The organism is Kitasatospora sp. MAP5-34 (genome assembly GCF_029894335.1).
Classification (GTDB): Bacteria; Actinomycetota; Actinomycetes; order Streptomycetales; family Streptomycetaceae; genus Kitasatospora.
In genome coordinates this window covers 39,550-58,774 of the sequence record NZ_JARXZC010000010.1, presented here as the reverse complement: position 1 = coordinate 58,774, position 19,225 = coordinate 39,550, and the positions used below count along the sequence as shown (strand labels likewise).

The 19,225-nt window shown below is 70.9% G+C and carries 20 protein-coding genes and 1 tRNA gene; 10 read left to right on the top strand and 11 right to left on the bottom strand.

Features of this window, described 5'->3' with window-relative positions:
- Positions 1 to 372: 372 nt before the first annotated feature.
- The gene (locus tag P3T29_RS11645) at positions 373 to 1,197 is read right to left on the bottom strand and encodes a MerR family transcriptional regulator (RefSeq protein ID WP_280716279.1); all 825 of its coding nucleotides are present in this window, start codon (positions 1,195 to 1,197) and stop codon (positions 373 to 375) included.
- Between the two features lie 169 nt (positions 1,198 to 1,366).
- On the opposite strand from P3T29_RS11645, the gene P3T29_RS11640 reads away from it, so the two are divergent.
- The 3 genes from P3T29_RS11640 (at position 1,367) to P3T29_RS11630 (ending at position 3,436) form a co-directional block, all read left to right on the top strand.
- Positions 1,367 to 1,735: a nuclear transport factor 2 family protein gene (locus P3T29_RS11640; RefSeq protein ID WP_280716278.1), complete on the top strand. Its 369-nt coding sequence runs from the start codon at positions 1,367 to 1,369 to the stop codon at positions 1,733 to 1,735.
- Positions 1,736 to 1,858: 123 nt separating this feature from the next.
- Positions 1,859 to 2,185: an antibiotic biosynthesis monooxygenase gene (locus tag P3T29_RS11635; RefSeq protein ID WP_280716277.1), complete on the top strand. Its 327-nt coding sequence runs from the start codon at positions 1,859 to 1,861 to the stop codon at positions 2,183 to 2,185.
- Positions 2,186 to 2,269: 84 nt separating this feature from the next.
- Entirely contained in the window at positions 2,270 to 3,436 is a 1,167-nt protein-coding gene (locus tag P3T29_RS11630) for an epoxide hydrolase (protein WP_280716276.1), read from the top strand.
- A 210-nt stretch (positions 3,437 to 3,646) separates the two neighbouring features.
- Here the strand turns inward: P3T29_RS11630 and P3T29_RS11625 are convergent, their stop codons facing one another.
- A complete protein-coding gene (locus P3T29_RS11625) occupies positions 3,647 to 4,057 on the bottom strand; it encodes a (2Fe-2S) ferredoxin domain-containing protein (RefSeq protein ID WP_280716275.1) in 411 nt (136 codons plus the stop codon).
- Entirely contained in the window at positions 4,054 to 6,042 is a 1,989-nt protein-coding gene (locus tag P3T29_RS11620) for a heavy metal translocating P-type ATPase (RefSeq protein WP_280716274.1), read from the bottom strand. Before P3T29_RS11620 ends, P3T29_RS11625 begins: the two co-directional genes overlap by 4 nt.
- A gap of 125 nt (positions 6,043 to 6,167) precedes the next feature.
- On the opposite strand from P3T29_RS11620, the gene P3T29_RS11615 reads away from it, so the two are divergent.
- The 3 genes from P3T29_RS11615 to P3T29_RS11605 all read left to right on the top strand — a co-directional run bounded on the left by P3T29_RS11615 (position 6,168) and on the right by P3T29_RS11605 (position 7,469).
- Positions 6,168 to 6,551 (top strand): metalloregulator ArsR/SmtB family transcription factor, encoded by a 384-nt coding sequence (locus tag P3T29_RS11615; protein ID WP_280716273.1) that lies wholly within the window; start codon positions 6,168 to 6,170, stop codon positions 6,549 to 6,551.
- Between the two features lie 229 nt (positions 6,552 to 6,780).
- The gene (locus P3T29_RS11610) at positions 6,781 to 7,005 is read left to right on the top strand and encodes a hypothetical protein (RefSeq protein WP_280716374.1); all 225 of its coding nucleotides are present in this window, start codon (positions 6,781 to 6,783) and stop codon (positions 7,003 to 7,005) included.
- A complete protein-coding gene (locus tag P3T29_RS11605; protein WP_348532817.1) occupies positions 6,927 to 7,469 on the top strand; it encodes a tyrosine-type recombinase/integrase in 543 nt (180 codons plus the stop codon). The genes P3T29_RS11610 and P3T29_RS11605 overlap by 79 nt, the downstream gene beginning before the upstream one ends.
- Before the next feature lie 95 nt (positions 7,470 to 7,564).
- Here P3T29_RS11605 and P3T29_RS11600 read toward each other — a convergent pair.
- Positions 7,565 to 7,638: transfer RNA gene (locus P3T29_RS11600), tRNA-Thr, on the bottom strand.
- A 312-nt stretch (positions 7,639 to 7,950) separates the two neighbouring features.
- Between P3T29_RS11600 and ugpC the strand changes: the two genes are divergently transcribed.
- The 3 genes from ugpC to P3T29_RS11585 all read left to right on the top strand — a co-directional run bounded on the left by ugpC (position 7,951) and on the right by P3T29_RS11585 (position 10,595).
- The gene (gene ugpC, locus P3T29_RS11595) at positions 7,951 to 9,042 is read left to right on the top strand and encodes a sn-glycerol-3-phosphate ABC transporter ATP-binding protein UgpC (protein ID WP_280716272.1); all 1,092 of its coding nucleotides are present in this window, start codon (positions 7,951 to 7,953) and stop codon (positions 9,040 to 9,042) included.
- A gap of 195 nt (positions 9,043 to 9,237) precedes the next feature.
- Positions 9,238 to 9,675, top strand: a complete 438-nt coding sequence (locus P3T29_RS11590) for a hypothetical protein (RefSeq protein WP_280716271.1) — start codon at positions 9,238 to 9,240, stop codon at positions 9,673 to 9,675.
- 146 nt (positions 9,676 to 9,821) lie between these two features.
- Positions 9,822 to 10,595: a nucleotidyltransferase family protein gene (locus tag P3T29_RS11585; protein WP_280716270.1), complete on the top strand. Its 774-nt coding sequence runs from the start codon at positions 9,822 to 9,824 to the stop codon at positions 10,593 to 10,595.
- Positions 10,596 to 10,727: 132 nt separating this feature from the next.
- Here the strand turns inward: P3T29_RS11585 and P3T29_RS11580 are convergent, their stop codons facing one another.
- The 7 genes from P3T29_RS11580 to P3T29_RS11550 all read right to left on the bottom strand — a co-directional run bounded on the left by P3T29_RS11580 (position 10,728) and on the right by P3T29_RS11550 (position 17,947).
- Positions 10,728 to 12,389 (bottom strand): DoxX family membrane protein, encoded by a 1,662-nt coding sequence (locus tag P3T29_RS11580; RefSeq protein ID WP_280716269.1) that lies wholly within the window; start codon positions 12,387 to 12,389, stop codon positions 10,728 to 10,730.
- Positions 12,390 to 12,601: 212 nt separating this feature from the next.
- Complete coding sequence (gene rlmB, locus P3T29_RS11575) at positions 12,602 to 13,597, bottom strand: 23S rRNA (guanosine(2251)-2'-O)-methyltransferase RlmB (RefSeq protein WP_280716268.1); 996 nt, start codon at positions 13,595 to 13,597, stop codon at positions 12,602 to 12,604.
- Positions 13,598 to 13,715: 118 nt separating this feature from the next.
- Positions 13,716 to 15,110, bottom strand: coding sequence for a cysteine--tRNA ligase (gene cysS, locus P3T29_RS11570; RefSeq protein WP_280716267.1), 1,395 nt, complete (start codon positions 15,108 to 15,110; stop codon positions 13,716 to 13,718).
- A 93-nt stretch (positions 15,111 to 15,203) separates the two neighbouring features.
- On the bottom strand, positions 15,204 to 15,599 hold the full coding sequence (locus P3T29_RS11565; RefSeq protein WP_280716266.1) for a PPOX class F420-dependent oxidoreductase: 396 nt from the start codon (positions 15,597 to 15,599) through the stop codon (positions 15,204 to 15,206).
- A 184-nt stretch (positions 15,600 to 15,783) separates the two neighbouring features.
- A complete protein-coding gene (gene ispF / locus P3T29_RS11560) occupies positions 15,784 to 16,323 on the bottom strand; it encodes a 2-C-methyl-D-erythritol 2,4-cyclodiphosphate synthase (RefSeq protein WP_280716265.1) in 540 nt (179 codons plus the stop codon).
- A complete protein-coding gene (gene ispD / locus P3T29_RS11555; RefSeq protein WP_280716264.1) occupies positions 16,313 to 17,110 on the bottom strand; it encodes a 2-C-methyl-D-erythritol 4-phosphate cytidylyltransferase in 798 nt (265 codons plus the stop codon). Before ispD ends, ispF begins: the two co-directional genes overlap by 11 nt.
- Before the next feature lie 354 nt (positions 17,111 to 17,464).
- Positions 17,465 to 17,947, bottom strand: coding sequence for a CarD family transcriptional regulator (locus P3T29_RS11550; protein ID WP_030244332.1), 483 nt, complete (start codon positions 17,945 to 17,947; stop codon positions 17,465 to 17,467).
- A gap of 576 nt (positions 17,948 to 18,523) precedes the next feature.
- Here P3T29_RS11550 and P3T29_RS11545 point away from each other — a divergent pair.
- Positions 18,524 to 19,198, top strand: coding sequence for a DUF461 domain-containing protein (locus P3T29_RS11545; protein WP_280716263.1), 675 nt, complete (start codon positions 18,524 to 18,526; stop codon positions 19,196 to 19,198).
- Positions 19,199 to 19,225 lie beyond the last annotated feature (27 nt).

The window sequence follows — 19,225 nt, the reverse complement described above, 5'->3', positions numbered from 1 at the left end:
AGCGGCGGCCATGGGCCAGACTGCAGCGTCGAGCGGCGCTGAGCATTGCTGTTCGGGAGCGGGGGCTCACATGGGCGGCGCGGCCCGGGCTTGGCCATGAGCCCTCGTGCGGCCCGCTGCCGAGTCGGCGGTGGACGGGCTGAGGGTGACGTCTCCGCCTGAGCCCCCTGTCGGGTTCGAACCGACGACCCCCACTTGACACGTTTTCCCCATGCAAGCTTCTGACCTGCAACGATGCGACACGCAGGGCATCCGAGCCGCGAAAACCACTCTCAGTGGATCGGGAGGTCCACCCGGCCCCGGTACGGGTGACCCGAGCGACGGCCAAGGGTCGCCTGCTCGGCCGACAGCCGGCATAGCAGCTCCGGGGCCCTAGCCGGTGGTCCCGGTGGCGAAGATGGGCCAGCCGATCTCGGTCCGCCAGGCTCCCTCCTCGGCGGTGTCGCCAGGGCCGACCAGGTAGTACTCGCGCAGTGGCCCGTCGACAGCCAGTTCGTGCTCGGCGACGTGGGCGGCCAGGGTCCCGTACGCGCGGTCGATTTCGTCGTGCGGACCCTCATGGACGATGGTGGCCAGCTCTGCGGCGGGCACGGTCGTCGGTGTGACGCGGCCCATGGGTCGGATCCGCCCATGGCAAGGAATGAAGACGGTCGCCCGGCCGTACTCGTCGGCGAACAGCTCGTCGGCGAACATTCCGCCCGGCGGGCCGTCGGCTCGGATGTGCTGGGCGGCCAGCGTGGCACGCAGTTCTCCCAGCGCACCCTGGTACCACAGCAGGACGTCGGCGACGCCGACGTCCTCGCTGATCACTGCGGCGGGCGTAGCCTGCACGCTGCGGTGCCCGATCGCCGCCGGTGCGGTCCCGTGCTCGAGCAGGTCGCGCAGTGACGCCACGGCCTGCTGGGTCCGGGCCAGGCCGGCCTCCATCCGGGCGAGGTGGGCCGCGATGAGGTGGTCACGGGTCCGCAGGTCAGGCGCGGACAGTACGGCCTGGATGTCGTCCAGCGGCATGTCCAGGGCCCGGAACCGGCGGATCACCTGAGCTGCCGGGATCTGCTCGGTCGCGTAACGGCGGTAACCGGTGTCCGGGTCGACGTCGGTCGGCTCCAGCAGTCCGATTTGGTGGTAGTGCCGGAGCGTTCGGATGCTCAGGTGCGTCGCCTTGGAGAAGTCGCCGATCGTCAGCGCGTTGCTCATCTGCTCATTCTCAACCCTCCAGTTGTGTGAGGGTCAACGCGGTGTCCCGGCCTTGACCCTCACGTTGCGGGAGCGGTGAACATGGGCCGTGGCAGACCGGTTCAGACCGGTTCAGGCTGGTCAGCCGCTGAGCACGACAGCCTTCCGGCCGATAGAGAGGATCCCCGCCATGTCCAGCGTGACAACCGACCTCCCCGCCGTCGTGGCCGAGCACATCGCCGCAGTCAACGCGTTCGACACCGAACGGATCGTGGCGACCTTCGCGCCCGACGCCTACGTCAACGACAACCGGCGCGAAATCCGGGGCGCCGACGCGATCCGCAGGTTCATGGACAAGGAGTTCGTCGGCGACCACGTCACCATGGAGGTCCGCCAGGTCATCGACCACCACGGCGACATCATCGTGCGCGCCAAGTACGACGGCGACTACGACAAGACCAACCTGCCCGAGGAACTGGTCATGACCAGCTACTTCGCCGTCCGCGACGGCAGGATCACCAGCCTCACCGTCATCTTCAACCAGCCCTCCCCGTACTGAGCGTCCGGGTCCGAAGGGCGTCCCGCTCCGGCACCGACCTCGCCGATCTCGCCGACCCGGCCCTGGCGACCCCCGCCCCGGGTGACCGGTCGGCGGCCACACCTTCCGAGAAAGGCAAATGCCATGAGCGCACTGGTCACCACTGAGCTCTTCGCGCAGCCCGGCCACGGCAACGACGTCGCGCAGCTACTGCTGGACATCCTCGGAGAAAGCCTCGAGCACGAAGGCTGCGAAGAGATCCGCATCCTGCGCGACCTGAACGACGCCGACCACGTCACCGGCCTGACCCAGTGGACCGAGGCACACAACTACACCGACTACCTCGCCTGGCGCACCGCACGCGGCTTCACCGCCACCTTCGAGGCCATGCTCACCCGGCCCCTGGTGATCCACTACTACGACGAGATCTACCAGGGCCAGGGCATCGCAGCACGCACGGCAGAGGTCTGACCGCCGAAGTAAGCGAACCCAGCGAACTATCCGAAAGACGACGTGCTTGACGTCCCATCACAACAGCGAACGGCAGGCAGCGACATGACCGAGATCCGTCCGTTCCGCGTCGAGATCAGCGACGCGGTGATCGACGACCTCCGCGAGCGGCTGGCGCGGACGCGATGGCCGGAGAGCGAGCCCGTCGACGACTGGTCCATGGGGATCCCACTGGCGTACGTACAGGAGCTTGCCGGGTACTGGGCGCGGTCCTACCGGATGCAGCGCGTCGCCGATCAGCTGAACCGCTACGAGCAGTTCACGACGACGATCGACGGGGTCGACATCCACTTCCTGCGTGTCCGCTCACCGGTTGAGGAGGCGACACCGTGCATCATGACGCACGGCTGGCCGGGGTCGGTGCTGGAGTTCGTCAAGGTGATCGACCCGCTCGTGGATCCGGTCGGTCACGGCGGGAAGGCGTCCGACGCGCTCGAGCTCGTGATCCCCTCGCTCCCGGGCCACGGGTGGAGCGGCAAGCCGGCCATGACCGGCTGGAACGTCGAGAAGATCGCGCAGGCGTGGATCGAGCTGATGGACCGGCTCGGCTACGAGCGCTGGGCAGCACAGGGCGGCGACTGGGGAGCGCTTGTCAGTTCGGCGATCGGGCGGCTGGCCGATCCCGCGAAGCTGATCGGGATCCACCTGAACTGGGCGCTCGCCGACCCGGCGAAGCTCATGGAGCTCGGCGGGCCGACCGAGCAGGAGCAGCGATACCTCGCGAGACTCGAGCATTCCAGCCAGGCCGAGGGCGGGTACGCGATCGAGCAGGGAACCAAGCCACAGACGCTCGGATACGGCCTGACCGATTCGCCGACCGGCCAACTCGCATGGATCGTCGAGAAGTTCAAGACCTGGTCGGACTGCGGCGATGACCCGGAGAACTCCTTCACGAAGGACGAGCTGCTCGACAATGTGATGGTCTACTGGACGTGTGCCGCGGCGGCCTCCTCGGCCCGCCTGTACTGGCACTCGCTCGCGTCGAGCGTGGGCAGCTTCGACGAGGTGCCCGCGCCGTCCGCGTACTCTCGCTTTCCCGCCGACAACGTCGCGCTGTCCGAGCGCTGGGCGCGGACCCGCTATACCGATCTGCACTACTACGGCACGCCTGCACGGGGTGGTCACTTCGCTGCCTACGAGGCTCCCGCCGAGTTCGTCGCGGAGGTGCGCGCGGGGCTGCGTGCTCTCACCTCAGGGTCAGCCGGCGTGTGACGTTTCCGGGTACGGCGTGTCTCAGCAGCGATTTCCCGGACAGCCCCGCCCAGCCGTGGCGACGTCAATCCCCCGAGCGAGTGAGCCCGCTTCATTGAAGGAGGGCCGGTGAGCGGGCGAGGCAGCACCCTCATGCGGACCGCCCTCCCTTCCTCCCCGCCCGGCGGCTGAGCGCCGGGCGGAGCGGCCCGCCTGGGCGGTGGCGGCCGGTCAGTGTTCGAGTTCCTGGCGGATGCGCCGGGACGGGGAGAACGTGTAGAGGTCGAGGATGTCGGGCGGGTCGGCGAGGCCGGGGCCCCCGGCCTTGACCCAGGCGGTGATGTCAGCTGCCGCGTCGGGGTCATTGACCAGGCCGAGCCAGACCGGTCGGCCGCCGGCCTTGCGTCCCTCGGCCGAGGGCTGGACGACGATGACGTTGGCCTGCTCGCAGACGTCCAGGCAGCCGACCGGTCGCACGGTGGCCACGGCGGCCAGGGACTGCCGCAGGTCGGTGAGTTGGGCGGCGTGGTCGAGGCCGGGGACCTTGGGGGTGCCGCAGCAGCAGCCGCGGCAGACCGTGACCGTGCAGGGGGCCGCCCCCACCTTGGTGGTGGAGGCAGCCCGTCGGCTCTGCTTGCTCACTTCGCGCCTTCTGCGCCGGCCCGCTTCCACGCGCTCTCGCGCAGCAGCCGCAGGCCGTTGAGGCCGACGATGACGGTCGAGCCCTCGTGCCCGAGGACGCCGAGCGGCAGCGGCAGGTGGCCGGCCAGGTCCCAGATGACCAGGCCGGAGATGAACACCGAGGCGATCACCAGGTTCTGCACCACGAACTGGCGGGCCCGGCGGGAGAGCGCCACCACCGTAGGGACGGTGGCGAGCTCGTCGCGGACGATGACCGCGTCGGCGGTCTCCAGCGCGAGGTCGGAGCCGGCCCGGCCCATCGCGATGCCGGTGTGGGCGGCGGCGAGCGCGGGGGCGTCGTTGACACCGTCGCCGATCACCAGGACCTTGCGGCCGGCCTTCTCCTGCTCCTGGACGGCCGCCACCTTGTCCTGGGGCAGCAGTCCGGCGCGGACGTCGGTGATGCCGACCTCGGCGGCGAGACGGGCGGCGGCGCGCGGGTTGTCGCCGGTCACCAGCATCGGGGTGCTGCCGGTCAAGGTCACGAGCGCGGCGACGGTGGCGGCGGCGTCCGGACGCAGGCGGTCGGCGATGCCCAGAACGCCGACCGGGGTGCCGTCGCGCTCGACCAGCACGGCGGTCCGGCCGCCGTTCTCCAGTTCCTCGGCGACGGCCGCTGCCTTGACGGACAGGGCGTCCTCGCGGCCGTTGATCAGGCGGGCGGGGGCGCCGACGGCGATGGCGTCACCTGCGACGGTGGCGGTCACGCCGACGCCGGGGGCGGAGGTGAAGTCCTCGGCGACGGGCAGGTCGAGGCCGAGCTGGCGGGCGGCGTCGACCACCGCGCGGGCCAGCGGGTGCTCGCTGGGGTGTTCGGTGGAGGCCGCCAGCGTCAGCAACTCCTCCTCGGACAGGCCGGAGCCGGCCAGGGGGCGGATGTCGGTGACACGGGGGGTGCCTTCGGTCAGGGTGCCGGTCTTGTCGAGCGCGACGGCGTCGACCTGACCCAGCCGCTCCATGACGACGGCGGACTTCACCAGCACGCCGTGGCGTCCGGCGTTGGCGATCGCGGAGAGCAGCGGCGGCATGGTGGCCAGCACGACGGCGCACGGGGAGGCGACGATCATGAAGGTCATCGCCCGCAGCAGCGAGCCGGTCACGGCGGCGCCGAACGCCAGCGGGATCAGGAAGACGGCGAGAGTGGCGAAAACCATGCCGAGCGAGTACCGCTGCTCGACCTTCTCGATGAACAGCTGCGTGGGGGCCTTGGTCTCGGATGCCTCCTCGACCATCTTGACGATCCGGGCGATCACCGAGTCGGAGGCGTCGCGCTCGACCCTGACGCGCAGGGCGCCGGTGCCGTTGAGGGTGCCGGCGAAGACCTCGTCGCCGGTCTGCTTGGCGACGGGCAGCGGCTCGCCGGTGATGGTGGCCTGGTCGACGTCGCCGACGCCGTCCAGCACGCGGCCGTCGGCACCAACGCGCTCGCCGGGGCGGATCAGGATGGTGTCGCCGACCACCAGCTCCTCGGTGGCCACCGTCTCCTCGCCGCCGCCGTCCAGCAGGCGAGTGGCGGTGGTGGGGGCGAGGTCGAGCAGGCCGCGCACCGAGTCCTGGGTGCGGGCGGTGGCCAGCGCCTCCAGCGCACCCGAGGTGGCGAAGATGACGATCAGCAGCGCGCCGTCCATCACCTGCCCGATCGAGGCCGCGCCGATCGCCGCGACGATCATCAGCAGGTCCACGTCGAGCGTCTTCTCGCGCAGCGCCTGCAAGCCCGCCCAGCCGGGCTCCCAGCCGCCGGTGACGTAGGCGATCGCGTACAGCGGCACCCACGCCCAGACCGGGGCGCCGGTCAGCTGGAGCGGCAGGGCGATCAGGAAGGCGACGGTGGCGGCGGCGGCCCAGCGGGCCTCGGCCAGCGCGAACACGCGCGTGCGACGCTTGGGAGCGAGGCTCTCGCGCGGGGCCGCGGCGGGGGCCGGGCGCTCGGTGAGGGTCGTGGACATGGCTGTGGTGTTCCTTCGCGCAGGCAGGGCGGGGCAACTCTCCCCCAGCCTCCGGCCGGGGGCACCCCCACACCATACAGGAACATATGAACAGCTCTTCATTCATCTCTTGTAGGATGGACGCCATGGGCCATGGAGTCGTCACCGCAGCCGAGAGCACCGTCCCGCGCACACAGCTGGACGCGTCCAACGCGTCCAAGGTCGCCGCGACCCTGCAGGCGCTGGCCACCCCGTCCCGGCTGCTGATCCTTGCCAGGCTGCGCGAGGGCCCGCTGGCGGCCACCGACCTGGCCAACGCCGTCGGCATGGAGCAGTCCGCCTGCTCCCACCAGCTGCGGCTGCTGCGCAACCTCGGCCTGGTCGTCGGCGAGCGACACGGGCGCTCCATCGTCTACGCGCTGTACGACCACCACGTCGCCGAACTCCTCGACCAGGCCGTCTACCACGTCGAACACCTCCGGCTCGGCATCAGCGACACCACCGAGGACGCTGACCTCACCGCCCGCTGACCTGCCGCCACCTCTCGCGCCACCCGGCCGCTGGCGATCGGATCGGCGGCGGCCGTGAGTCCCTCGTCGCCGGAGCCCGGGCTGCACTGGTACGACGGCAGCCGACGAAACACGGTCGCCGAGCCGACCGAAGCGGCGTGGTCCGTGACCGGGATGATTCCCGTGTCCGCCCCGGTGCGCCGCGCGAGGAGCGTCGACGATTACGGCGCTGGGGCGCAGTCCGGCCAGGGTGACGGCGACCAGTCGCCTCGAGGACCGCGGCCTCTCCGGCGAGACCCCGACCCTGCCCGCCGCCGTGGTGGCCAAGGTCGCCGCCGCGCACGGCCAGATCAGCCTGCAGAACCTCACCGTCGTCGACCAGAACAACAAGCCGGTCTGCCCCACCACCGGTACCCCGACGATGTCGACCTGGAGGCCCGCCTCCTCCGGGTCCGCCGCAATCAGGCCGAGCTGAACAGCGGCAAGCTCCTGGACAAGGCACCCAAGAGTCGCGCCGGCTTCCGCCCCGTGGCCTTTCCCGTCGAGATCGTGCCCGACCTGACGCACCACCTGGAACGGCACGTCGGCCAGGGCCCGGACGGGAACTTCTTCATCGGCCCGCGTCGCGGCAAGCTCCGGCGGAGCAACTTCCGGGACGACTGGACAGCGGCCAAGGTCGCCGCCGGGATCGCTGCGGACGTGCACTTCCACGATCTCCGGCACACCGGCAACACCCTCGCCTCGCAGAACGGGGCCAGCACCCGCGAGCTGACGACCAGGATGGGCCACAGCACCACCCGGGCCGCGCTGATCTACCAGCACATGACCAGCCAGCGGGACCGGGCCATCGCCGACCGGATGGGCGAAGCGGTCCGCAAGGCGCTCGGAAAGGAGGATTCCCCGGCGGCTTCTGACACGCCAGTGGCACAGCCGGAGTAGCCACCCGCTCCGCTCGAACAACGACGAAGGGCCAGTTCCCCGGGATCACCCCGCTGAACTGGCCCTCAGCACGTCTCTCGGCGCTCCGTACGCTGAGCCCCCTGTCGGGTTCGAACCGACGACCCCCGCTTTACAAGAGCGGTGCTCTGGCCAACTGAGCTAAGGAGGCACGGTAGCCGTCCGCGGCGAACCACGGCGGCACCGAGGGGCAGTCTACCGGGCCGGGGTGGGGTGGTGTCGGCAGATATCGGCGAAGGCGCGGGGGCGGGTCGCTTTGGGTGGACTGTCCGGGTTGTGACCGGACCGATGCCGAATTCGGCCGGTCAGGGGCTGGCGAGCGGGTAGTACGGCGGGTAGCGTCGCCGGGAGTTGGTTCGCCAGGTGGTTCAGACCACTGCTCGGGTGGGCCGACTGCGAGACCACAACCCAACCTTTACTCGGATCGTCCGGCACGTTCCTGCCGGTGAAGGAGAGCAGAGCCATGGCTTCTGTCACGTTCGACAAGGCGACCCGCCTCTACCCGGGCGGCACCAAGCCCGCCGTCGACGCCCTTGAATTGCACGTCGAGGACGGCGAGTTCCTCGTCCTGGTCGGCCCCTCGGGCTGCGGCAAGTCGACCAGCCTCCGCATGCTGGCCGGCCTGGAGGACGTCAACGGTGGCGCCATCCGGATCGGCGACCGCGATGTCACCCACCTGCCGCCGAAGGACCGGGACATCGCGATGGTGTTCCAGAACTACGCGCTCTACCCGCACATGACCGTCGCGGACAACATGGGCTTCGCGCTCAAGATCGCGGGCGTCAACAAGGCCGAGATCCGCACCAAGGTCGAGGAGGCCGCGAAGATCCTCGACCTCACCGAGTACCTGGACCGCAAGCCGAAGGCGCTCTCCGGTGGTCAGCGTCAGCGGGTCGCGATGGGCCGTGCGATCGTCCGTGAGCCCCAGGTCTTCCTGATGGACGAGCCGCTCTCCAACCTCGACGCCAAGCTCCGCGTCTCCACCCGCACCCAGATCGCGGGCCTGCAGCGCCGCCTGGGCATCACCACCGTCTACGTCACCCACGACCAGGTCGAGGCGATGACCATGGGCGACCGGGTGGCGGTCCTCAAGGACGGTCTGCTGCAGCAGGTGGACAGTCCGCGCAACATGTACGACCGTCCGGCCAACCTCTTCGTGGCCGGCTTCATCGGCTCCCCCGCCATGAACCTGGTCGAGGTCCCGCTGGTCGACGGCGGGGTGAAGTTCGGCGGTTCGGTCATCAACATCGACCGCGAGCAGCTGGCCGGGGCCGGTTCCGACAAGTCGGTGACCGTCGGCATCCGCCCGGAGCACTTCGAGATCGTTCCGGCCGGTGGCATCGAGGGCGTCGCCGTCACGGTCAACGTGGTCGAGGAGCTCGGCGCGGACGGCTTCGTCTACGGCACCACCAAGATCGGCGGCGAGGACAAGGACATCGTCGTGCGCGTGCACGGCCGTCAGATCCCGCAGCGGGGCGAGGTCATCCACGTAGTCCCGGTCGGCGGCGAGGCCCACGTCTTCTCGACCACCACGGGCGCCCGCCTCAGCGCCTGACGCCTGACGCCTGACATAGGAAACGGGCAACGGGAAACGGGCCCCACCGGACGTGTCCGGTGGGGCCCATCCGCACCCCCGCAGCCGTAGCCGCACTCGTGGCGTCAACCTGCCGACGGGACGAATCCGGACACGCGTCACTCGTTGGTGTAACGGAGTGCGTTTCAATCCCCACCCAGCGCTACGCTCCTGAGCGTGAACCAGCTTGTACGCCGCATCGGCCAAACCCTTGCTCTCACCCTGCCCGTGATCCTGGTGACCACCGGCACCCTCGCTGTCACCCGCGTTCCCTGGGCCCCACCGACCAGCCTCGACCAGCAGGTGGTCGCGGCGGCGAGCGGCGACGGGACCATCGGCCGTACCAACACGACCCCCAACACCCAGGGCCTCGCCCCCCAGGACGCGCTGCGCGTGGACCTGATGGACGAGCTGCGCGACCACAACCCGGGCACCGCGCTCGACCTGCTGGAGCGCACCATGCGGGAGCAGCCCGCGCTCACCCCGTACTGCAGCTCGCTGGCCGCCGACCTCGGCCGCGCCGCCGTCCGCAAGTACCAGGGCGACGCGCAGCGGGCCCGCTCCTTCGCCCGTCCGGTCTGCGACGGCTCGTTCGCGGCAGGCGTGGTGGGCTGACGGTCGGCCACCGAACCCTCCTCGGGCGGGCACCGCCGGGCGGTGCCCGGCCCTGTCCGGCCCACCCCGGCGCACCCCGGGTCACGGCGGAGACGGAGCGGGCAATCGGCCCGGGTCCGCGACACGCGGACCCTATTGTTCTCGCTATGACCGACGACTCCACGCACCACGCCCCCAGCCCCGGCGTAAGCGCCCCCGCCGTCACCCAGGCAGTGATCCTGGCCGGCGGGCAGGGCTCCCGGTTGCGCCCGTACACCGATGACCGGCCGAAACCACTGGTCGAGATCCCGGGCACCGGGACCCCGATCGTCGGGCACCAGCTGGCCTGGCTCGCCGAAGAGGGCGTCACCGATGTGGTGATCTCCTGCGGCCATCTGGCCGAGGTGCTGCAGGAGTGGCTCGACAAGGCCGACCTGCCGCTCAACGTGCGCACGGTCGTGGAGACCGAGCCGCTGGGCCGTGGCGGCGGCCTGAAGTACGCCTCGCAGGCCCTCCCCCGCCCGGCCGAGCCCTGGTACGCCACCAACGGCGACATCTGGACCCGCTTCAGCCTCCGCGACATGGCCGCCTTCCACCACGAGCGCGACGCCGTGGCAACCCTCGCGCTGGCCCGGCCCCGGATCCCCTGGGGCGCGGTGGAGACCGACCAGTTCGGCAACGTGCTCGACTTCATCGAGTCCCCGCCCTCCCCCTTCCTGATCAACGCGGGCCTGTACGTCTTCGGTCCGGACTTCCGCGCGCTGCTGCCCGACGTCGGCGACCACGAGCGCACCACCTTCCCGCAGCTCGCCCGGAACAGGCAGCTGGCGGGCTATCAACTGCCGCAGGGCTGCTACTGGCGGGCCATCGACACCGCGAAGGACCTCAGCGAGGCCGCCAAGGAGCTGGCTTCCGGCGCCGGCCGGGCCACCGTCGCGTAAGGCCCGTAAGACCGTAAGGCCCGTAGCGGACAGCGGACAGCGAAGCCACGCAGCAAGCAGGAGGCCCCCTCGTGAGCTCACATGCTCACGAGGGGGCCTCCTGTCGACCCACCACCCCGAAGTGACGATTCGTCAGATCGTGGCTGCGGTGCCGGCGCCCGACACCCGGCCGCCTTCACTGTCCATGCCCAGGGCGGGAGTCGGCAGGCCCAGCAGCGGGGCGCTGCCGAGTACTCCGCCGATCAGGCCGGGGCTGCCGCCGGTCGAACTCGGCTGCTTCGGGGTCGTGGAGCTGCCGGAGCCGCTGCTGCCGCTGTGAGTGCTGGAACCGGTGCTGGGGTCTCCTCCCGACGACGAGGAGGCGCCGGCCGTACTCCGGTCCGACTTGGACGAGTGCGGCTTGGCGCTCTTGCCGGACGACGCCGACGCCGAGGGGGCGGTCGGTGAAGGCACCGGGGAGGGCGAGGCGCTGGGCGACGGTGTGGGGGTGGGGGCCGGTGCAGGCGAGGCACCGTTGGCGGGCCACATCGGGGAGCCGTAGTCGCTGGGCGACTTGGCCGGTCCGCTGTGCGTGAGGCTTCCCGTGCGGACCGCCGCGCCCAGCATCGAGCCGAGCAGCATGGTCAGTCCGACCACCACGGTGGTGACCACCGTGCCCCGCCGCAGCACCCGGCGGCGGACGGCGGCGGGCGCGCCGGAGCCGTACCTGCGCCAGGCCTCCAGGGCGATCCGTCCGTCCAGCGAGCCGAACGGCGCGCCGGCGATCAGCAGCGGGCTCCACGCCGCCAGGAAGATCAGGTCGGGCGTGTCGTAGACCGGGACCGTCCGCCAGCTGACGGTGAAGAGCAGCGCGGCGGAGAGCGCCATCACCGCCGCCGCCGCCATCCGCTGCCAGAGTCCGAGGATCGACAGCACGCCGACCACGACCTGGGTGAAGGCGACGCCGAGCCCGGCACCGACCGGGTGCGCCATGGCGAAGTCGAGCAGCGGCTGCGCGACGCGCCAGGGGTGCAGCGAGCCGAGCCAGCGCATCATCGAGCCCCGGTCACCGCCGTCGAAGTACACCGGGTCGCAGAGCTTGCTGAACCCGGCGTATACCGAGAGCGCGCCGAGGACGACGCGCAGCGGCAACAGCACCAGGCCCAGGTCGACCTTCCGGCCCGGGTACCAGGCGTGCTTGGAATCGCCGGCCGCCGTGGCCGAAACCTCGGGCAGCTCGCCCTTGGGCGTCCAGCCCTCGGCGGCGGGACGGCCGGTCTCCGGCGGCCCGGAGGACTGCCTGGGCACGGCCTGGCCGTACGTCGGCAGCTGCTGGGTGTCCTCCGCCGCAAGAGCGGCGGCACCCGTGCCGGGCGCGCCCGCCGGGGCCGGCACGGTGTTGAGGCGCACGGCTTCGAGCAGCTGGGTGGCCGCCAGGTCGCCCGGCGCGGCCTGTCCGGTCCAGGTCACGGTGGTGAGCCGGCCCTTGCGGCGCGGAGGGGCTCCGAGCGGCGGCGCTCCGGCGAGCGCGCCCACGCCGACCAGCGCGGGGAGCTGTGCGCTGTCCACCACGAGTTGCGGGGTGAGCAGCGGCCGGGCGGCGAAGCTCTGCATGCCGTACGGGTCGCCGAAGGCGGCACCGGCCGGGGCACCGATCAGCGGAGCCACCGGGGTGGCGAGTCTGATCCGGAAGCTGGCCTGGGTACTGCTGAGCTTGGCCGGGTCGGACGGCACCTTGACCGTGTTGAGGCCGGGGTCGTCGTCTATCCCCGCCGTGCCGCCCTGCCCGGGGCGCCGAGGTGTTCTGGTGTCCACACCCGTCTAACCGGGTGACGGCCGGTTAGGACACTCTCCCGGGTGGATTCTTGGTGGGCATTGAAGTGATCATGAGTAAACCGACCGGACCTGACCAGGCCCGATCGGTTCACCCCTACTCCTGACGACTTACCCACCGAAGCCGACGGGCCCGCCAACCGACAGACCCGACAACCGACGGGCCCGACCGACAGACCCGGCCGATCGACCGGTCAGCCGATCTTGGCGCGCAGGCGGGCGGCCTCGTACAGCACGATGCCCGCCGCGACGCCGGCGTTCAGCGACTCCGTCGCGCCCGGCATCGGGATCCGCACCCGGATGTCACAGGTCTCCGCGACGAGCCGGGAGAGGCCCTTGCCCTCGGAGCCCGCGACGACCACGACCGGTCCGGCCAGCGCCTCCAGGTCACCGATCTCGGCCTCGCCGTCGGCGGCCAGGCCGACCACGGTCAGACCGGCCTTCTTGAACGCCTCCAGCGCGCGGGTGAGGTTGGTGGCCCGGGCGACGGGGAGACGGGCGGCGGCACCGGAGGAGGTCTTCCAGGCGCCGGCGGTCATACCGGCCGCGCGACGCTCGGGGATGACCACGCCGTGCGCGCCGAAGGCGGCGGCGGAGCGGACCACGGCGCCGAGGTTACGGGAGTCGGTGACCCCGTCCAGGGCGATGACGAGCGCATCCTCACCGTTGTCGGCGGCGTCCACCAGCAGGTCGTCCGGGTGCGCGTACTCGTACGGCGGGACCTGGAGCACCAGGCCCTGGTGGTTCATCTGGCCGGTCATGTTGTCCAGCTGGACGCGCGGGGCCTCCATCAGCGGGATACCGCGCTCGTTGGCCGCCTGGAGGGCCTCGCGCACGCGGTCGTCGGTGTCGATGAACTGCAGCACGTAGAGCGCGGTGGCGGGCACGCCGCCACGGATCGCCTCGACCACCGAGTTACGGCCGAACACCAGCTCGGCGGCACCGGCGCCGCCACGGCCGCCACGGCCGCCCGCGCCGCTGCGGCGCATGCCGGCGCGCGACTTCGCGTCCATCTCGCGCTTGACGGCGGCGTTGGCCTGCCGCTGCTTGATGTGCCCCTTGCGGGCGGAGGCGGGCGGGGTCGGGCCCTTGCCCTGGATCGCCTTCCGGCTGTGGCCGCCGGTCCCGACAGTCGCGCCCTTCTTCGATCCGGGGTTGCGACGGTTCCTGCGTGCGCTGTTGCCGGCCATGGCTGTACTTCCTGTCTGTCCGTCACGCCCGGCCGCAAGTCGGCCCGGCATGCTGCGTCATGCGGGTGGGCCGCACCGGTCCGGTACGGCCCACCCTCACCCCAACAACTAAGAGGGGTTACTGATTGTCGATCGTCCAGCGCGGGCCGGACGGGGTGTCCTCGATCGCCAGCCCGGCCAGGCCGAGCTGGTCGCGGATGGCATCCGCGGTGGCGAAGTCCTTGCGGGCCCGAGCCGCCTGGCGCTGCTCCAGGACCAACCCGACGAGCGAGTCGACCACCCCGTGGAGGTCCTCGCCACGGGCGGTACCGGCCCAGTGTTCGTCGAGCGGGTCGATACCCAGCACTCCGAGCATCGCACGGACCTCGGCCAGACGCGCTACCGCGTTCTCCTTGTCGTCCGCCGTCAGCGCGCTGTTGCCCTGCCGGACGGCGGTGTGCACGACGGCCAGCGCCTGCGGCACGCCCAGGTCGTCGTCCATCGCCTCGGCGAAGGCGAGCGGCACCTCGGGCGCCGCGTCCACCGGGCCGCAGCGCTCCACGACCCGCTGGATGAAGCCCTCGATCCGGGCGAACCCGGTCTCGGCCTCGCGGATCGACTCCTCGCTGTACTCGATCATCGAGCGGTAGTGCGGCCCGGCGAGGTAGTAGCGGAGCACGATCGGACGCCAGCGCTGCAGCATCTCGGAGATCAGCACCGAGTTGCCGAGCGACTTGCTCATCTTCTCGCCGCTCATGGTGACCCAGGCGTTGTGCACCCAGAAGTTCGCGAAATCGTCCCCGAAGGCCCTGGACTGCGCGATCTCGTTCTCGTGGTGCGGGAAGATCAGGTCCAGCCCGCCGCCGTGGATGTCGAAGGCGCTGCCCAGGTACTTGTGCGCCATCGCCGAGCACTCCAGGTGCCAGCCCGGACGCCCGCGCCCCCAGGGGGTCTCCCAGCTGGGCTCACCCTCCTTCGAGCGCTTCCACATCGCGAAGTCACGCGGGTCACGCTTGCCGGTCTCGCCCGTACTCTCCGGCTGCCGGAGGTTCTCCAGCTCCTGGTTGGAGAGCGCCAGGTACTCGGGGTAGGTGGTGACGGCGAAGTAGACGTTGCCCTCGGACTCGTACGCGTGCCCCGTCTCGATGAGCGTGCGCATCATCTCGATCATCTCGGGGATGTGTCCGGTCGCGCGCGGCTCCGCCGACGGCGGGCGGCAGCCGAGCGCCGCGTAGCCGTCGTTGAAGGCACGCTCGTTGGCGTACGCGATCTGCCACCACGGGGTGCCGAGCTCGCGTTCCTTCTGGATCACCTTGTCGTCGATGTCCGTGACATTGCGCACGAAGGTGACCTGGTAGCCGCGGTAGCCGAACCACCGGCTCATCACGTCGAAGTTGAGGTTGGACCGGATGTGCCCGATGTGCGGTGCCGCCTGGACGGTAGCGCCACACAGGTACATCGAGACACAACCCGGTACAAGCGGGACGAACTCGCGTACCTGGCGGGTGCTGGTGTCGTACAGGCGAAGGCTCACAGCGTCAAGCGTAGTGGGCACAGGGGGGTGCCCCGCCACCTTTGGCGCTTTCCGCCTTCCGGTGCGGGGCCACCGCAGCGCTCCGGGCGCTGCTCAGATGCTGCCGACCACCTTGCGCGGGGTGAGCCGGACGACCACCCGGACGTCGTCCGGGCCGTCGAACCCGTACACCTCCTCGCCCCGGTACTTCTGCGAGAGCGCGTTGATCAACTCGCGGCCGCCCTCCGTGGTCATGGCGACCTCACCGCGTACCTCGAAGTAGCTGTACGGGTTGTCCGGCGGGTTGACCAGCACGCTCACGCGCGGGTCCTTGACCATGTTGAGGTGCTTCCGGCGGCCCTCGACCGTGCAGAACAGCACGTCGTCACCGTCGCGCGCCACCCAGACCACCGACGACTGCGGACTGCCGTCCGGCTGCAGGGTGGTGACCACGGCGAAGGTCTTCGCGTCGAGCAGCGCCTTCGCCGCGTCGGAGAGCTGTGCGGCCATGCGTGGAGCCTCTTCTCGTTCGGGCGGTCAACCGAGTGTTCGTCAGATCACTTTCCACGCTAACCAATTCTGCGGCGGTGACGGTAGACCGATCGCCCCGGATGGCCCAACCGGGCCTCGGCGGACGCCTGACCGCGCGAACCCGAGGACCTGCGGAATCTGGAGCCCTGAGGTCCGGCCGGCCCTACGAGGCCTCGTACACCAGGGCGGTGGCGAGCGCGGCCAGGCCCTCCGCCCGGCCGGTCAGGCCCAGGCCGTCGGTGGTGGTGCCGGAGACCGAGACCGGTGCGCCGACGGCGGCGGAGAGCACCGCCTGCGCCTCGGCGCGGCGCTTGCCGACCTTGGGCCGCACGCCGATCACCTGAACGGAGACGTTTCCGATCTCGAAACCCGCCTCCCGGACGATTCGGGCCGCCTCGGCCAGCAGCGTCACCCCGGACGCGCCGGACCACTCGGGCCGGCCCGTCCCGAAGTGGGCGCCCAGGTCACCGACCCCCGCCGCCGAGAACAGCGCGTCGCAGGCCGCGTGCGCCACCACATCGGCGTCCGAGTGCCCGGCCAGGCCGAACTCCGAGTCCGGCCAGTGCAGGCCGGCCACCCAGAGCGGGCGCCCGGCCTCGAAGGCGTGCACGTCGGTGCCGATGCCGATCCTCGGGATCAGCGCGGGCGGGGGCACCCTGCCCGGGACGCGCAGCGATACGTGGGTCGGTGTGTCAGAAGCCATCGGAAGCCCTCCGTCGGGCGAGTACGGCCTCGGCGAGCACGAGGTCGAGGGGACGGGTCACCTTGAACGCCTCTTCGTGGCCGGGCACCACGACCACCTGGCCGCCGAAGCGCTCCACCAGGCCCGCGTCGTCGGTGACCGGCGGCAGCCCGCCCTCGGCCTCCGCGAGCGTCTCCTCGGCCAGCGCCTTCTCGTGCACCTCGCAGAGCACGGCACGGCGGAAGCCCTGCGGGGTCTGCACGGCCCGCAGCGTCGCCCGGTCCGGCGTCTCCACCACCGGCTCCGGCCGGCCCGCAGCCTGCGGAACGACCCGCTTCACGGTGTCGGCGAGCGGTACGGCCGGCACCACGGCCTCGGCACCAGCGCGGACGGCCGCCACGACGGCGTCCACCACGTCCACCGGGACGAGCGGCCGGGCCGCGTCGTGCACCAGGACGATCTCCACCCCGGCCGGGATCGCCGCCAGCCCCAGGCGGACCGACTCCTGCCGGGTCGCCCCGCCCGCCACCACCCGGATGTCCTTGCCGTCGAGCCCGTGGCTGTCGAGCAGCGCGACCACCTCCGCCACACCCTCCGGCGGAGCGGCGACCACCACCAGGCCGACCGCCCGGCTGCGCGCGAGCGCCCGTACGGCGTGCACCAGCAGGGGCACCCCGCCGAGTTCGCGCAGGGCTTTCGGGGCGCCGGGCCCCAGCCGCTCACCCCGACCGGCGGCGGGTACGACGGCTGCTGCGACTGCTGCTGTGGCGTTCAGGTTTCGCTCCTTCGGCGAAGTGGGTATGGCCATGGCGTGCACGACGGTGCACAGCACGGGCCCCTTCCAAGCGCAAGCCCGTGGACTTCAGCAAAGCCCTGCGGGCGGGCCGGAGGACATGATCCTCCCACCGGCCGGCTCGCACGGACATACCGGACGCGGACGCATCGGGCACGGAGATGTCGGGTACGGACGTGTCGGGTGCGCACAATGCGGACGTACAGCTGCGGACGTACCGGACGCGGACATGCCGAAGCGCCCGAAGTGACGAGCCGCCACCAGGCCACTTGCGTGACCGTGGTGGCGCACCGACACCGGGCGCCTTGACATGTTCTGTGGTACCTGACATGCACTGTGGCATGCGGGACCGATCGTCGAGACCAGGACCTAGGAGGCCAGAACCTCGTCGAGCAGCGTCTCCGCCTTGTCCTCGTTGGTGTTCTCGGCCAGCGCGAGCTCGCTGACCAGGATCTGCCGAGCCTTTGCGAGCATCCGCTTCTCGCCGGCCGACAGCCCGCGCTCGCGCTCGCGGCGCCAGAGATCGCGCACAACCTCGGCGACCTTGATAACGTCACCCGAAGCGAGCTTCTCGAGGTTCGCCTTGTAACGGCGGGACCAGTTGGTCGGCTCTTCGGTGTACGGTGCACGCAGCACCTCGAAGACCCGGTCCAGACCCTCCTGGCCGACTACGTCACGCACGCCGACGAACTCTGCGTTCTCAGCGGGCACGCGCAGCGTCAAGTCTCCCTGCTGCACCTTCAGCACCAGGTAGGTCTTGTCCACACCTTTGATCTGGCGAATTTCGATGGCCTCGATCAGCGCGGCCCCGTGATGGGGGTAGACCACCGTGTCGCCAACCTTGAACGTCATGTGACAGGACCCCTTCCGTGGCTTTCCAGAATAACACGCTTTTCGGCGCACCCGAAGGGCGTTTTCGCAGGTCAGGGCGGGTCTCGGGGCTTGACAATCACCCCCATCACGTGCTGCGACCGGTGTTCGACGAAGGCTTCCCGCAGGTGGGAGGCGGTACAGGCACCTGACGAAACCTGTGGCAACACCGGCGAAACCATGATTTGATCTTGAGTTTTTTGCTTATGACCCGTCGTGGCCCGATCGTGATTCGATCTTGCGCCGGATCAAGTCGGCCGCTACTGCGGTTCAGCCCGGGCTCGACTCCGGTTCAGCTCCGGATCGAGCCGGGCTCGGCTCGGGCTCGGCTCGGGCGCCACTTCGGATCGAGCCGGAGATCCGCTCCGGTCCGGCCCCCGCCCGGCTCGGCCCCTGCCCCGGATCGTGCTCCTGGCCACCGTCGGCCGGGGCACCCCCCAGGGACGCCCCGGGAACACTGGGTACGCGACACGGACCCACCCCGTGAGAACCGGATAAGAGCGGTCGGTAACCTGAGCCGTGACTACCCGACATGTGATCCAAGGAGAAGCCGCCGCCGTGAGCCGCAGCCTTCGACGCGGCGCCATCGCCGCCCTCGTCCTCGCCGCGATCGTTCCGCTGTCCGCCTGCGCGGCCGGGAACGCCCCCGACACACTCCAGGTGAAGCCGGACAACGCCTCCACCTCCATCGGGACCACCCTGAAGCTCAACAACATCGTGGTCGTGACCCCGGCCGACTCGCTCGCGCAGCAGACCGGCCCCGCGAACGTCTCGGTCAACATCAGCAACACGAGCACCTCCGCCGAGACCCTGCAGAGCGTCACCGTGGGCGACAGCGCCACCGCGACCTTCAAGGACGCCAAGGGTGCCGTGCTCTCCGAGATCGTGATCCCGGCGGGCGGCTCCGTGCTGATCGGCGGCACGGACCAGCCCTCCGCGCACCTCAGCTCGGCGGCCCTGACCGTCGGCGGCTTCGCCGCGACCACCTTCTCCTTCGCCAGCGCCGGGAAGGTGACCAGCCAGGCCCTGGTGACCCCGGCCAAGGGCCCGTACGCGGCCTACGGCCCGGCGGCCCCCGTCGCGTCGGCCTCGCCGTCCGGGGCGGTCTCCGCCCCGGCGACCGGTGCGGCGTCGGCCCCCGCCTCCGCCTCCGCCCCCGCTTCGGCTCCCGCCACGCCCGGTGCACCCGCCACCGGCGCGGCGACCAGCCCGAGCCCCGGCGCCTCGCACTGACCCTCTCGCGCTGAGCGCCGCGCCCAC